Here is a 14,617-nt window from a genome sequence, read left to right on the forward strand (position 1 = left end):
AGATAGTAACGGTCAGTCATGAAAAAGGCGGCTCTCCCACAAGGGAAAGCCGCCTTTTTTGTCGTTTCCAGTCCCCGCCCAGGATGGTGAGGCCATCCTGGGCGGGATACCGGAGAGCATTAGAACTTGACGTTCATGCCCATGTAGAAGCGACGGCCGATAACGTCATAGACCGACGGATCGGTACCGGCCTGCACGTTGCCGTCATACTCCCGCGGCATCTGGTCGAACAGGTTGTTGATGCCGCCACGAATGGCCAGCTCATCGGTGATCTGCCAACGGGCGTTCATGTCGAAGTACCAAGTGGACTTCACGCCCACCGCATCCGGATCGGTACCGTTACGGGTATATTCATGATCCATCTTGTCGATGTAACGGGCGCGCAGCGACAGCGAAGCCGTGTCATAGACATAGGTGGTCGTGAAGGTACCCTTCCACTTCGGCAGGGCATCACCGATGCTGTCGCCGATGCTGCCGGCATAATGCTCGAAGGCATCGCCAGCGGCGATCTGGGTGTCATACTTGTCCAGATACGAAACGATCAGGTTGAAGCTCAGATCGCCCGCCTCGTCCGGCAGCTCGAAGCCCCAATCAACCTGGGTATCGACACCAGACACCTTGTAGGTCGACAGGTTGCGCAGGAACTGCTGAATGTCGTTCGGGCTGCCGGTGGCATCGCGAACGAAGGCCGTGCAGTACGGGTTGCTGGCCGAGAAGTCCGGGTTGAATGCCGGGTCATAGCAACGGTTGACCGTGGTCGGCGCATCGATCTGGCCGATCGCGTTCTTGATCTTGATGCTGTAGTAGTCGACCGACATCGTGAAGCGGTCCAGGGCCTCCACGTCGAACGGCGACGAGATCACGGCACCGATCGTGTAGGTATCGGCCGTTTCCTGCGTCAGGTTCGGGTTACCACCAGTCAGAGCCGCGAACTGGTCGTTGAACTGCGTGAAGTTGTCGATGACCTGCGGAGCAACGCCGGTGGCCAAGCAGAGCGCGCGGACCTGAGCGGCATTGGCACCGGTACGGGCCGGATTGGTGACATCGCAAGGATCGGAACCCTGCGGGTTGTCCTCGTTCTGCGGCGCGAACAGCTCGTTGATGTTCGGGGCGCGAACGGCGCGCTGGTAACCACCACGGACGCGCAGGGCGTCAACGATGGTCCAGTCGCTTTCGATCTTGTAGCTGCTGAACGTGTCAGCGGCCGAGTGATCGGAGTAACGATAACCGCCGGTGACGTTCAGAGCCTGGATACCGGGCAGATCGGCCAGCACCGGGATCAGGACTTCGGCGTAAATGTCCTTGTTGTCAACGCTACCTTCCAGGCCTTCCTGGGCGTTGAAGCCGGCGACGTCGCCGGTCGCCAGGACCTGATCGGGAACGAACTCATAGGACTGCTTCCAGTACAGGCCGCCGACGGCGAACCCGACGGAACCGGCAGGCAGCGTGAACAGCTGATCGAGATCGCCCGACAGGGTGAACTCGGCAACGTCATGCTCGATCGTCGTGGTGTTCTTGGCAACCACAGCGATGTAGTCGGCGCATTCCTGCGAGAAGTTGTTGCCACCGAACAGGTTCAGACCGCCGGCGCAGATCGAGGCACCGCCATCCGGCGCGTCCAGCAGGCGTTCAACAGCCGACACCGAGACGTTGCCGTCCTGGCGCTGGGTGTTGTCCACGCGACCATGCGCACCATAGACGTCCCAGCTCCAGCCGTTCGGCAGCGAGCCCTTGAAGCCGCCCAGGATCTGGTAGACGTTGGTGAAGTAGGATTCCACGCGGGGGCCCAGGCCCGTGAAGCGGGTGCGCATGAGGAAGTCCTCATTGGCGCCCGTACCCGGCAGGGCCGTGCTGTCACCGGTGCGCGAAGCCAGGATGGTGCGCAGGTCGGTCGGGATGAACGGGTTGGACACCGGCACGGTGAAGAAGGCACCGGCAGCGGGGTTCGTGATGTTGTTGCCGGTCGGGGCCGGGCTGGATGCCAGCGACGAAGCGGCATTGTAGTTCGTGTACATCGTCTGGGCATAGACTTCGACCCAGTCCGTCAGCTTGTAGTGACCCATGGAGGTCACCGACACGCGCTCCAGCGGCAGAATCAGCTTGTTCTGCGGCTCGAAGTTGAAGCTGTAGAAGTTCGGGTAGAAGTTCTGCGCGACGGTCTGATCGACCTCGGGGCGATAGTTCTGCACGTCGAACGCAGCCGTGGCGTTACCCACCGCGAACAGCGTCTTGTCGGGATTGAAGCTCAGCGTACCGGTACGCGACACCTTGCCCGCACCGACATTGTACGTGGCAAACACCGAGTCAACGGCGGCCTGCGTCGGGGCATTGGTGCCGACCGGCACGAAGGTGGTCGACGGGAAGAAGGAGGTCGTGCTGGTCGCCTGGGCGGAGAAGTCGCGGGCACCCTTGCCCATCTCGTCGCGATTGGCGTAGCTGACCGACATCACCACGTTGCCGCGGTTCTCGGCGAAGTTGCCACCAACCGTGAAGCTGCCGGCATATTCCTGCGCGTCGCCGCGCTCGGAGATGCCGTACTGGGCATCGGCTTCGACGCCTTCGAAATCGCGCTTCAGGATGAAGTTGATGACGCCGGCCACGGCGTCGGCGCCGTACACGGCGGACGCACCGCCCGACACCACTTCCACGCGCTCAACCAGCGCGGCCGGAACGGTGTTCACGTCCACAACGCCATCGGAGCCCGAGGGCGTGGGACGGCGGCCGTTGACCAGCACCAGGTTACGGTTGGGACCCAGGCCACGCAGGTTGATCTGCGCCTGACCCTGGCCCGGCGGGTTGTTCGACGTGCCAGTGACGTCCGGAACCACCTGCGGCAACTGGTTCAGCAGGTTTTCGGGGGTCAGCGAGCCGGTGTTCTGGAACGCTTCGGCGTTGACGGTCGTGATCGGGCTGTTCGCCAGATAGTCCTGACGCGCGATGCGCGAACCGGTCACAACGATTTCTTCGATTTCCTGGGCCATCGCCGGAGCGGCGGTAACCACGGCCCCGAATGCGGCACCGGCCATCAGGAGGCTGCGGATCGACCGCGCGGAATATACGGACTGCTTCATCTATCTCTTTCCCTTTTCCAGATGCCCGTTGGTGGACACCGATGGGGTTGCCCCAGATACCAGACCCCCGTTCAGGGCCTGGACCACCCACCTGTTTCCCGGATCAGAGACCAAGGCACCGGCGGGCCGCATAGCTGCTGCCCGCAAATAACAATCTATTCTCTCGCGCTTGCAATAGGTGTTTCACATTGGTGACTCCACATTGCTAAGGACCGTTGCATCTTTGCACTTGTGTAGGTCGAAGCGCAGGGATTCCGCGCCTTGCCGGTCCGGCCACCTGTAACCGGCCGGTACCGCCTTGTAACAGGCCGGTTCCAAGGCTTCATGCCGGTTCCGAGGGGGGTACCTGGTCATTTCGCGACGCAAAAATCGTTGCCAGCGAAACGTTCAGCATCGCGTGACCCGATTGCTCGGCATTTGTGATCAAACTGGCCGTGTGCGCCGCCCAGTTGGTGTCCAGCCGCCCGGCCATGGCCATTTCCCCTCGAATCGCAAGGCCGAGCGCGGCGCGCAGCTCCGCCAGCGTGACCTGATGAAGATCGCGTGAAACCATCCAGGCGCCCCGTGCTGACCGCTCAACCCAATGGGCCTTGCGCAGCATTTCCAGCATATCGTCGATGATCGCCGCCCCCACGGGCAGGCGGCGTGAGATGGTTTCGCGCCGCAGGCCGACGCCGCGCCGGCTGGCCTGATGCAGCAGGTCCAGGATGGCGACGGCCGCCATCAGGCGCTGACCGCCGCCCATGACGCCCGCGTCTCCGTTCAGCCGCCCCGCCCGCCATTCCGGCAGCGACGCCGCCACCTCCGCCCCGAACAGCACGATCGACCAGAGCAGGTAAAGCCACAGCAGGAAGATGGGCACCACCGACACAGCGCCATAAATAGCCTCGTAGGTGGGAAACAGCGTCACATAGAGCGAGAAGCCGGTCTTCGCCAGTTCCGTGGCCACCCCCGCCACGGCCCCGCCGGTCAGCGCATCCTTCCAACCGACCTCCCGGTTGGGGATGGCCACATACATGAACGAGAAGGCCAGCGCTTCGAACAGAAACGGCAGAAGGGACAGCAGGAAGATCAGGACGGGCGAGCCGCCGACCTTGATCTGCGCCATGGCCCCCAGCCCCAGTGACAGGCTGCCCCCCAGCACCAGCGGCGCCATGGTCAGCACCGCCCAGAAGGACAGCAGCCGGATCAGCAGCGGACGCGGTTCCGCCGCACGCCAGATGGCATTCAAGGCACTCTCGATGGAGAAGAACAGCAATATGGCGGTGGCGGTCAGACCGACGATGCCGAAGCCCGTGAGCGCCCCGGCCTTGGCCACGAAGGTGCCGGCATAGGCCTGGATCTGGTCGCCCACCTGCGGTACCAGGTTCTGAAACAGCAGCGTTTCCGCCTGCTTGCGCACCCGACCATAGGCCGGGAAGGCGGTAAAGATGGCAAACACCACCGTCAGCAGCGGCACCAGGGCCAGCAATGTCGTGTAGGTCAGGGCGCTGGCGGAAACGAAACCCTTGTCGCGGGAGAAGCGGTGGGCGGCATGGCGCAGAATGGCCCCCGCATCGACAAGCGGCGCCAAGGGCTTGGCCACCCGTTCCCATGATAACCCTGCCCAGAGCCGCATGCGTTTGACCCTCAATTCCGTTCGTGTAGGATGCGCCCCGATTTATGGCCGACCGGCCATGGCGGAGAGAATAGAATGACAAACAGCGCCCCGACCCAAACCAGCAGCGGCCTGATGGCCGGCAAGCGCGGCCTCATCATGGGTGTCGCCAATGATCGCTCCATCGCCTGGGGTATCGCCCAGGTCGCGGCGCAGCACGGCGCCCAGCTGGCCTTCACCTATCAGGGCGACGCCCTGCTGAAGCGGGTGAAGCCGCTGGCCGAACAGGTCGGCTCCGACATCCTGCTGCCCTGCGACGTGACCGACGAGGCCAGCATCGACGCCGCGTTCGCGGCCATCAAGGAGAAGTGGGGCGGCCTGGATTTCGTGGTGCATGCCATCGCCTTTTCCGACAAGAATGAGCTGGACGGGCTCTACCTCAATACCACACGCGCCAACTTCCTGAAGAGCCTGGATATTTCCTGCTACTCCTTCACCGCCGTGTCGCAGCGCGCCGTGCCGTTGATGAAGGAAGGCGGCAGCCTGCTGACCCTGTCCTATTACGGGGCGGAAAAGGTGATGCCGCATTATAATGTCATGGGCGTGGCCAAGGCGGCGCTGGAGGCCAGCGTCAAGTACCTGGCCAACGACCTGGGCCCGCAGGGCATCCGCGTCAATTCCATCTCCGCCGGCCCGATCAAGACCCTGGCCGCCAGCGGCATCGGCGATTTCCGCTATATCCTGAAATGGAACGAGCTGAATTCGCCGCTGCGCCGCAACGTGACGATCAACGAGGTCGGCAATGCCGGCCTGTTCCTGCTGTCCGATCTGGGCAGCGGCGTGACGGGAGAAAACCTGCATGTCGACAGCGGCTATCACACCGTGGGCATGGTGCAGGTGGATGCCGCCGTGGAAACCGGCAAGTTGCTGGCCGGCATGGGCGAGGGCTGAGCGTAAATGGCGGGCAACAGCTTCGGCACCCTATTCCGGTTCACCACCTTCGGCGAAAGCCATGGCCCCGCCATCGGCTGCATCGTGGACGGGGTGCCGTCGCGCCTGCCCCTGGATGAGGAATTTATCCAGGCCTTTCTGGACAAGCGCAAGCCGGGCCAGAGCAAATATGTCACACAGCGGCGCGAGCCCGACCGGGTGCAGATCAAATCCGGGGTCTTTGAAGGAATGACCACCGGCACCCCCGTCATGCTGTTCATCGAGAATGAGGATCAGCGTTCCAAGGATTACGGGGAGATCAAGGACAAGTTCCGCCCCGGCCATGCCGACTTCACCTATGACGCCAAATATGGCATCCGCGATTATCGCGGCGGCGGCCGTTCCTCGGCGCGGGAAACGGCCAGCCGCGTCGCGGCCGGCGCCGTGGCCCGCCGCGTTCTGGAAACCGCCTCCGGCGGCGGCATCGCCATCCGCGCCGCCATGGTGCAGATGGGTCCGCTGAAGGTGGATCGGTCCCGCTGGAATTGGGCCCAGGTGGACGAGAACCCGTTCTTCTGCCCCGATCCGGTGATGGCGGCGCAGTGGGCGGACTATCTGGACGCCATCCGCAAGGCCGGATCGTCGGTGGGTGCGGTGATCGAGGTGGTGGCCAGCGGCGTGCCCGCCGGTTGGGGCGAACCGATCTATGACAAGCTGGACAGCGATCTGGCCCAGGCCATGATGACCATCAACGCCGTGAAGGGCGTGGAGGTGGGTAGCGGCTTCGAAGCGGCCAGCCTGACCGGGGAAGAAAACGCCGATCAGATGCGCATCGGGCCGGATGGCAAGCCGCATTTCCTGTCCAACCATGCCGGCGGCATCCTGGGCGGTATCTCCACAGGCCAGGATATCGTGGTTCGTTTCGCTGTCAAACCGACCTCCTCGATCCTGACGCCGCGCCAGACTGTCGATCGTTTCGGTAACGAAGCAGATATCCTGACCAAGGGTCGCCATGATCCCTGCGTCGGCATCCGCGCGGTCCCGGTGGGCGAGGCGATGATGGCCACGGTCCTGGCCGACCATTTCCTGCGGGCCCGCGCCCTGGGGCAGTGATTGATCTGTCCAATGGACAGGCCTTTCCAACCCGGCAGTTGATGTACTCTCCCGGCACGAAACAATGTCCGGGAGAGAATAATGATGCGTATCGCCGCCCTGCTGCTGACCACAGCCTTGCTGCTGCCTGGCTCCGCCCTGGCCGATGCCAAGGGCCTGACCGCCCAGCAATTGCTGGACACCGTCACCACGGGCGACGGCAAGCCGCTGAAATATCCCGAAGGCCAAGCCAAGGTTTCCGCCCTGCTGGTGGAACTGGCGCCGGGCGGGGAAACCGGCCTGCACCGCCATCCCATGCCCGTGGTCGGGTATATCGTGTCGGGCGAGGTGACGGTATCCGCCCAGGGCCTGCCCGACCGGGTGTTCAAGGCCGGCGATGCGTTCGTGGAGACCATCGCCTGGCACAATGGCCGCAACCTGGGCAAGGAACCGGTGAAGATTCTGGCCATCTATCTGGGTGCCGACGGCCAGATGCGGGTGGAAAAGCCCAAGGACAGCGACGGGCATTATTGACGATTGCCGCGACTGGCCTGCTTTGCGGTAGGATGGGGCATCGCCTCATCCTAAGTCGGCAGAGTTTCCATGTCCTACCTGACCCCAGACCAGATCAACGCCTATCACCGCGACGGCTTCCTGATGCTCCCCGGCTTCGCCACGGATGCCGACTGCGATGCACTGATGGCCCAGGCCGGGCGGCTGGTCGACGGGTTCGACACCGATGCCCATGCCTCGATCTTTTCCACGGTCGATCAGCAGAAGACGTCGGACGATTATTTCATGTCGTCGGGCGACCAGATCCGCTTCTTCTTCGAGGAAGAGGCATTTGATGCGACCGGTCGTCTTCGTCAGGAGAAGCACCTGTCGATCAACAAGATCGGCCATGCCCTGCATGACCGCGACCCCGTCTTCGACCACTTTTCCCGCGATCCACGCCTGGGCGCCGTCGCCCGCGACATCGGCATGGAAAAGCCGCTGCTGATGCAGTCCATGTATATCTTCAAGCAGCCGCGCATCGGCGGCGAGGTGGTGTGCCACCAGGACAGCACCTTCCTCTATACCGAGCCGATGAGCGTGGTCGGCCTGTGGTTCGCGGTGCAGGACGCAACCCTGGACAATGGCTGCATGTGGGCCCTGCCCGGCGGCCATAGGGACGGGCTGAAGAAGCGCTTCAACCGCACCGATGCGGGCGGGGTGGGCATGGAAGTGCTGGATGCCAGCCCCTGGCCCGATTGCAATCCTGAGAACGGCTATGTGCCGCTGGAAGCCAAGCGCGGCACCCTGATCCTGCTGCACGGCCTGCTGCCGCACCTGTCAGGGCGCAACCGGTCCGACCATTCCCGCCACGCCTATACGATCCATGTCGTGGACGGGGCCTGCGATTATCCTGCGAGCAACTGGCTACAACGCCCGGCCCACGATCCGGCGCGCGGCTTTGCCTGACATTTGAAAATCCGCTTCCCGGTGCCCCCTTGACTCGCGCCCAAATATGTAACCTTATAGTTACCTATGAACAATGATCTGTACCAACTGGACGAGGCGGCGACCGATGCGGTGTTCCAGGCTCTGGCCAGCCGGGAACGGCGGCGGATGCTGGACCTCATCCGGGCGCAGCCGGCCTGCATCGTCTCCGACCTGCTGGACCGCTTCGAAATGAGCCGCATCGGCGTCATGAAGCATCTGAAGGTGCTGGAGGAAGCGGACCTGGTGGTGTCGGAAAAGGCCGGGCGGGAACGGCGGCTCTATGTCAACACCCTGCCCTTGCGCGCCATCCATCGCCGCTGGTCGGACGAGTTCGATGATTTCTGGGCCGGCGGGCTGCTGGACCTGAAACGCAAGGTCGAAACGGGACAATGAACAGGGGGCGGTGAGCATGAGCGAGGAAAGCAGAAAGATCTTCCGGACCAGGATCAAGGGCTCGGTTGACGCCATCTGGCGGGAACTGACCAAGACCGACAGTCCGCAGAAGGCGGTGTTCGACGGGCTGATGGTGAATACCGGCTTTCACACCGGTGCCGGCGTGCAGATGCGCACGGCCGACGGCAGCCGCACCCTGGTAGTGGGGGAGGTGCTGGAATTTGACCCGCCCCGTCGCTTTGCCCATAGTTTCCGCTTCACCCGCTTCGACGATGCCCCCTGTACCGTCACCTACGATCTGGTGCCACAGGCGGACGGCATGGTGGAGGTGACGCTGACCGTGGACAACATGCCGCTGGGCACGCAGACGGCCAAGCAGATGAGCTGGGGCGGTGATTTCATCCTCACCAACCTGAAATCCATCGTGGAGACGGGCAAGCCGCCACTGGGCACCCGCGTCATGTATGCCATCTTCGGCGCCCTGGGCTTCGTCCTGCCCAAGCGCACCCTGGCGGCGAACTGGCCGTTGCAGGATCGGACGGCAGCGTGAGGGGGGAACATCATGGCGACCGTGGATGAAATGACAGCCAGCATGATCCGCAACCTGGAAAGCCAGTCCGGCCGCGCCCTGGTCGAATGGGTGGCAATGGTTCGCGGCTGGGGCCTGGACAAGCACAAGCCCATCATCGACCGGTTGAAGGCCGATCATGGCTTGGGCCATGGCTATGCCAACCTGATCGCCCACCGGGCGGCGGAAGGCGATCTGCCGGCAGCCGACAGTGACCTGATCGCCGCCCAATATGCCGGCGCCAAGGCGGCGCTGCGTCCGTTCTATGATCAGCTTGTCGAACGGATCGGATCATTCGGGGCGGATGTCGAAATATCGCCGAAGAAGACCTATGTCAGCCTGCGCCGTTCCAAACAGTTCGCCCTGATCCAGCCCTCCACCGCCACGCGCCTGGATGTGGGGCTGAACTTGAAGGGCGTGGAGCCGGCGGGACGGCTGGAAGCGTCGGGCAGTTTCAACGCCATGTGCAGCCACCGCGTCCGCGTGGCTGGGCCCGACGATGTGGACGAGGCGCTGATCGGGTGGCTACGGCAGGCGTACGAGCAGGCCTGATCCTACCGGCTGTCCACCTTCAGCTCGATACGCCGGTTCAGCGCCAGGGCGCCGGGGCTGTTGCCCGGCTCCAGCGGCTGGAACTCCCCGAATCCGGTGGCAGCCAGCCGCTCCGGCGGCACGCCCATCTGCACCAGGAAGTTCACGACGGAGATGGCACGTGCCGTCGATAGCTCCCAGTTGCTGGCCCAGCGGCCGCCGCGCACCGGCACGATATCGGTATGCCCATCCACCCGCAGGATCCAATTGATCTCCGGCGGCATCCGGGCCGCCAGTTCCAGCAGCGTCTTGGCCAGCCGGCCCAACTGCACCTGCCCCGCCTCCCCCAGTTCGGCCGAACCGCTGTCGAACAGCACTTCGGACTGGAAGACGAAACGGTCGCCCACGATGCGGACATCATCCCGGTTACCTAGAATCTCGCGCAGCCGGCCGAAGAATTCCGAGCGGAAGCGGGCCAGTTCCGCCACCTTGCCGGCCAGGGCGGCGTTCAGACGCTTGCCCAGGTCAGCGATCTGCACCTCCTGCTCTTTCGCCTTGGCTTCCGACGCATCCAGGCTGGCCACCAGCTGCTGCAACTGGGCGCGGAGGGCGGCGATCTGCTGGTTCAACAGCGCCACCTCGTTGCGGGCGGCGGCGCTGATCTTCTTTTCCTCTTCCAGCTCCCGCGTCAACGCTGCCTGCGGGTCCTGCCCATTAGCGGCGGCGTCGGCAGCGGCACCCAGCGCGTCCAGGCGGCCCTGCAACGCGTCCTTTTCCGCCAATGTGGCACGCAGCCGGTCGGTCAGCTTGCCCAGGTCAAGCTGCATGCGGGCATTATTGTCCCGTTCCAGGGCCAGCGCGTCGGCCAGCTGCGCCACGCGGCTTTGCAGATCGGCCAGTTGCCGGTCGCGGCCCTGCAGGGCGTTGGTCAGGTAGAACTGACCCAGCACGAACACCATCAACAGGAAAATGACCACCATGGTCAGGCTGGACAGCGCATCCACCCAGCCCGGCCAGACATCAACCCTGTCGCCCCGTGACCCGCGCCGCCGGACATAGGCCATGGATCAGCGCTCCGCATCGCCCAGGGCCGCAATGGTGCGGGCCAGGATCTTGATCTCGCTGCGCAATTCCTGGGTGGACTGGATGCGCCCCTGGGTCGTCTCCTCCAGGATACGGGCGGTATAGAGTTCCAGATTACGGATATGGGCCCGCGTCGCCTCATCGATGCCCAGGCTGCCGCCATTGGACATTCCTTCGGCCAGCTTCTCGAACAGGGGGCGCATCTGGGCCGTACCTTCGGCCAAGCGCATCATTACCTGCTGTTCGGAGCGCATATGGTCGGTCAGCGTGGCGATGCGTTCGGTGAGCTGCGCCAGATGGTGGTTCTGGGCCTTCCGCCCTTCCTCGGCACTGGCCATGGTGAATTGCAGCCGCTCGATATTCTCTGCCGTCTGTTCCAGCAGCGCCTGGATATAGACGGGCACCGACCCTCCACCGCCACCCCCGCCTTCCACCTCGCCCAGCGCCCCGCTGGACAGGCGGGTGATCCCGGCCAGCCAATCCTCCAGCTCCATATAGAACCGGTTCTGCGCCTGGCCCGCCTGCAATTCCAGGAAGCCCAGCACCAGCGACCCGGCCAGCCCGAACAGGGAGGAGGAGAAGGCCATGCCCATGCCGGCCAGCGGCGCCGACAGCCCGGCCTGGAGATTGCCGAACACGCCGGCCACGTCGGCATTGTCGAAGCTGAGCCCGCCGATCACCGACCCGATGGAGGAAATGGTCGCCAGAAGACCCCAGAAGGTGCCCAGCAAGCCCAGGAAGATCAGCAACCCGATCAGGTACTTGGAGGTCTCCCGCCCCTCGTCCAGGCGCGTGCCCACCCCGTCCAGCAGCGCACGGCTGGCCACGGTGGAGAGCGTGAAACGCCCACCCTGGCGTTCGCCCAGCATGCGGGCCATGGGCGCCAGCAGGCGCGGTGCGGCCCCGGTGGCGCGATTGGCGGTGAACGCCTCCAACCACGCCACCTCCGGTCCCAGGGTGGTGACCTGACGGAAGATGAACCAGATGCCCAGCAACAGGGTGAACAAGATCAACCCGTTCAGCCCCGGATTGGCCATGAAGGCGTTCATCAGCGCCGGCAGCAAGGCCGCCGCGATCAACGCCACCGCCACCGTGAACAGCGCCATGCGGGTCAGGAACCGGCGGGGGCGGCTGGCGGGCGGGGCTGGCAACTCCGGCTGGCCCGGCTGGAAGGCACGGCGGTCGGCGGACAGGCTCATGGGCGGATCACCAGGTCGATACGGTCGGGGGGCGGGCCGCCGGCAACGGTTCCGGTGGCGGTATCGGGCGGGGAACCATCGGCGAAGACCAGCAGGCGCAGCGGATCGATGCCCTGCTGCACCAGCCGGTCGCGCAACGCGCGCACCCGGATCAGGGCGGTGCGCCGTCCTTCCGTGGGCCGGTCGGGCTTGCCGCTGGCATAGGCACGCAGTTCCAGCCGCTCCGTGGGCCGCGCCTTCAACCGCGCCACGATATCGGCCAGCACCGCGTCGGTCCCGGCGGGCAGCGGTTCGGCCCCAGGCGCATAGACCAGCGTGCTGCGCTCCGCCGGCATCTTCGCTGGTTCCGGACCGGTCACGGGCCCTGGATAGCGGGACGGCGGTAGCTCCGTGACCGGTGCGGCCGGTATCTCCGCCTCGACCGGCGCCACCGGGAGGGGCTCCACATTCATGGTCGGGGTGGCGGGCACGGGCAGAGGCGGGCGCGGCGGGGCTGTCGCCGCCGGAGCGGCGGGCAGTGAAGGTATGCTGTTTTGCGCCCCCGCCCCGGTAAGCAGGGCTACGGACAGCAACAGCGACAAGGAAAGGGCGGTCTGTATGCGCATCATCATGCCCGACAGGAAACCGGGAAATTATGGCCGCCACATGTCACAGGACACAGGGCCAGGGCGACGATAGCCGACGCGGACGCCGTGGGCCACCCTTGATGCGCCTCAATCTTTCGGGGATTGCGCCGGCGGCGCCATCCCCGGCACCGTCCGCGCCAACAGCCGACCCGTCAATTCCAGAAGTTCCGCGGGCGGGGTGCCGCTGCGGATGGCATGGTGCAGGGCCAATAGATCGCCGGCGACCGACAATTTATGCTGTTCGACCCGGTGGTCGACCTTGGCCCGCGCCGCGGCCTCCTGCGTGGCTGCATTGTCGTTGCTGTCGCCCTTGAACACGGACTGCACCGTCTCCACCAGCCTTTGCAGCACGGCATTGACCATGTTTGCGGAATAGCCGCCCAGCATGGCCAGCAAAGGCTTGCCCAGGCTGGTGCCATGATCGCCCGCTGTCGTCGCCTCACCCGGCATCTCCACCGCCCCCAGCGGCACCAACTGCGAGATCAGCAATCCCGCAATGATACCCAGGACGATGCGGATCCAATAGGAACTGTCAAGCCGGGGATCATAAGTCCCGGCCTCCACGAACCGATAGGCAGTTGACAGGGCGTTGAAACTGGCCCCCAACCCCGCCGCGCTTATCAGATAGAACAGCATGTGCAACAGGTGCTTCTGGTCCAGGCTGTAGATATCCTGACGGATGGTAGTGGCGTTCACATGTTCAGACAAGCTGGCCAGGATGAAGAACAGCATGAACAGCACGGCAGCCAACAGCAGCCGACGGATATTGGGCAGCGGCCCGAAGCTGGACAGCAAGCGCCCGGCGTGCGGATCCTCGGCCAGCAGCAGGATAGTGCGCGGGCTGGCCGGCGCCACCAGATTGGCCAGTTGGCTGTGCAGTTCCGCCAGATTGGCCAGCGGCACATCGTCCTTGTCCAGCAGAGACAATTTGGGCAGCAGTTCGACCGGTATGGTGACGCCGTTGCCCAGCGCGTAGCGCACCATGGCTGCCACCTCCCGACGCAGAAGCGGAGAAACGGCGCTGCCCGCCGTCCCGCCCAGGCCATCGCCCGTTTCCCGATTACTCATCCTTGCCCCCTCCGCGCAAACCCGCACCAATCTACAAGCCTCAGGGCGAGCAAGGAAGGGACATATACATCCTTTGATAGGTTTTACCCAGATGACCAGGGTTGGATTATACTTGGCGTGCGCGATATTACGAGGTCCGGGTCCTGGACCTCTCGATGAGCTTCTTGGCCTGTTCGTACTCCTCCTGCCCTTTGCGCCGCTGCTCGCGTTCCCATTCTTAAAGCCATGTCAAGCGCATTGCTGGTTACCTCCAGAGCGGCTGGCCATTCACAGGGGAACGCGTTTTTAATAAGCGTGATGCAACTGGCCAAAGCAGCCCTGATGCCGGCCTGAATGGCGAACAAACGATAGCATCCGCCCCACCTTTATCGGAAAGGGCAGCGGAACCGTCCGCCGCCCTCTTCCGACCATCACGACCTTTTCAGGGGATCTGGGATTCGGCGCCCGACCTTGTCCGGGGCGGCGGCGGGGCCTGCTCCTGCTGACGGCGACGGTCCTCATCGGCCTGGCGGCGCTGCTCCTGCATCTGTCGCGCGGTTTCCTCCGCGTCGCGGCGGCGCTGCTGATCCGCCTGCCGGGCGGCATCATCGGCGGCACGGCGACGGTCGTCATCGGCCTGACGACGGGCCGCATCCTCCGCCTGACGGCGCTGCTCCTGGAGACGGCGGGCCGATTCCTCCGCGTCGCTGCGGCGCTGCTGGTCGGCCTGCCGGGCGGCATCATCGGCGGCACGGCGACGGTCGTCATCGGCCTGACGGCGGGCCGCATCCTCCGCCTGACGGCGCTGCTCCTGGAGACGGCGGGCCGATTCCTCCGCGTCGCGGCGGCGCTGCTGGTCGGCCTGCCGGGCGGCATCATCGGCGGCACGGCGACGGTCGTCATCGGCCTGACGGCGGGCCACATCCTCCGCCTGACGGCGCTGCTCCTGGAGACGGCGGGCCGATTCCTCCGCGTCGCGGCGGCGCTGCTGGTCGGCC

General features: G+C 64.6%; 14 protein-coding genes. 7 read left to right on the forward strand and 7 right to left on the reverse strand.

Annotated elements, in window-relative coordinates; translation table 11 throughout:
* Positions 1–119: 119 nt before the first annotated feature.
* The gene (locus AC1Q7F_RS10880; protein WP_492506606.1) at positions 120–3,071 is read right to left on the reverse strand and encodes a TonB-dependent receptor domain-containing protein; all 2,952 of its coding nucleotides are present in this window, start codon (positions 3,069–3,071) and stop codon (positions 120–122) included.
* A gap of 322 nt (positions 3,072–3,393) precedes the next feature.
* On the reverse strand, positions 3,394–4,689 hold the full coding sequence (locus AC1Q7F_RS10885) for a YihY family inner membrane protein (protein WP_492506608.1): 1,296 nt from the start codon (positions 4,687–4,689) through the stop codon (positions 3,394–3,396).
* 75 nt (positions 4,690–4,764) lie between these two features.
* On the opposite strand from AC1Q7F_RS10885, the gene fabI reads away from it, so the two are divergent.
* The 7 genes from fabI (at position 4,765) to AC1Q7F_RS10920 (ending at position 9,685) form a co-directional block, all read left to right on the forward strand.
* Positions 4,765–5,619 (forward strand): enoyl-ACP reductase FabI, encoded by an 855-nt coding sequence (fabI, locus tag AC1Q7F_RS10890; protein WP_492506610.1) that lies wholly within the window; start codon positions 4,765–4,767, stop codon positions 5,617–5,619.
* 6 nt (positions 5,620–5,625) lie between these two features.
* Positions 5,626–6,711: a chorismate synthase gene (gene aroC / locus AC1Q7F_RS10895; protein WP_492506612.1), complete on the forward strand. Its 1,086-nt coding sequence runs from the start codon at positions 5,626–5,628 to the stop codon at positions 6,709–6,711.
* An 81-nt stretch (positions 6,712–6,792) separates the two neighbouring features.
* Positions 6,793–7,224 (forward strand): cupin domain-containing protein, encoded by a 432-nt coding sequence (locus AC1Q7F_RS10900; RefSeq protein ID WP_492506614.1) that lies wholly within the window; start codon positions 6,793–6,795, stop codon positions 7,222–7,224.
* A gap of 69 nt (positions 7,225–7,293) precedes the next feature.
* Positions 7,294–8,151, forward strand: a complete 858-nt coding sequence (locus AC1Q7F_RS10905; RefSeq protein ID WP_492506616.1) for a phytanoyl-CoA dioxygenase family protein — start codon at positions 7,294–7,296, stop codon at positions 8,149–8,151.
* Positions 8,152–8,217: 66 nt separating this feature from the next.
* A complete protein-coding gene (locus AC1Q7F_RS10910; RefSeq protein WP_492506618.1) occupies positions 8,218–8,565 on the forward strand; it encodes an ArsR/SmtB family transcription factor in 348 nt (115 codons plus the stop codon).
* 16 nt (positions 8,566–8,581) lie between these two features.
* Positions 8,582–9,115 carry an SRPBCC domain-containing protein gene (locus AC1Q7F_RS10915; RefSeq protein WP_492506620.1) on the forward strand — a complete coding sequence of 178 codons (534 nt, stop codon included), beginning with the start codon at positions 8,582–8,584 and terminating at the stop codon, positions 9,113–9,115.
* A 12-nt stretch (positions 9,116–9,127) separates the two neighbouring features.
* Entirely contained in the window at positions 9,128–9,685 is a 558-nt protein-coding gene (locus AC1Q7F_RS10920) for a DUF5655 domain-containing protein (RefSeq protein ID WP_492506622.1), read from the forward strand.
* Positions 9,686–9,687: 2 nt separating this feature from the next.
* Here the strand turns inward: AC1Q7F_RS10920 and AC1Q7F_RS10925 are convergent, their stop codons facing one another.
* The 5 genes from AC1Q7F_RS10925 to AC1Q7F_RS10945 form a co-directional block, all read right to left on the reverse strand.
* Entirely contained in the window at positions 9,688–10,728 is a 1,041-nt protein-coding gene (locus AC1Q7F_RS10925) for a peptidoglycan -binding protein (protein WP_492506624.1), read from the reverse strand.
* 3 nt (positions 10,729–10,731) lie between these two features.
* Positions 10,732–11,946 carry a flagellar motor protein MotA gene (locus tag AC1Q7F_RS10930; protein WP_492506626.1) on the reverse strand — a complete coding sequence of 405 codons (1,215 nt, stop codon included), beginning with the start codon at positions 11,944–11,946 and terminating at the stop codon, positions 10,732–10,734.
* On the reverse strand, positions 11,943–12,551 hold the full coding sequence (locus tag AC1Q7F_RS10935; protein ID WP_492506628.1) for an OmpA family protein: 609 nt from the start codon (positions 12,549–12,551) through the stop codon (positions 11,943–11,945). Before AC1Q7F_RS10935 ends, AC1Q7F_RS10930 begins: the two co-directional genes overlap by 4 nt.
* Positions 12,552–12,659: 108 nt before the next feature.
* Entirely contained in the window at positions 12,660–13,640 is a 981-nt protein-coding gene (locus AC1Q7F_RS10940) for a hypothetical protein (protein WP_492506630.1), read from the reverse strand.
* 421 nt (positions 13,641–14,061) lie between these two features.
* Positions 14,062–14,617: hypothetical protein (locus AC1Q7F_RS10945; RefSeq protein ID WP_492506632.1), on the reverse strand; the 556-nt coding region annotated here is incomplete at its 5' end.

The organism is Niveispirillum sp. GW835-FHT14G11 (assembly GCF_058793615.1).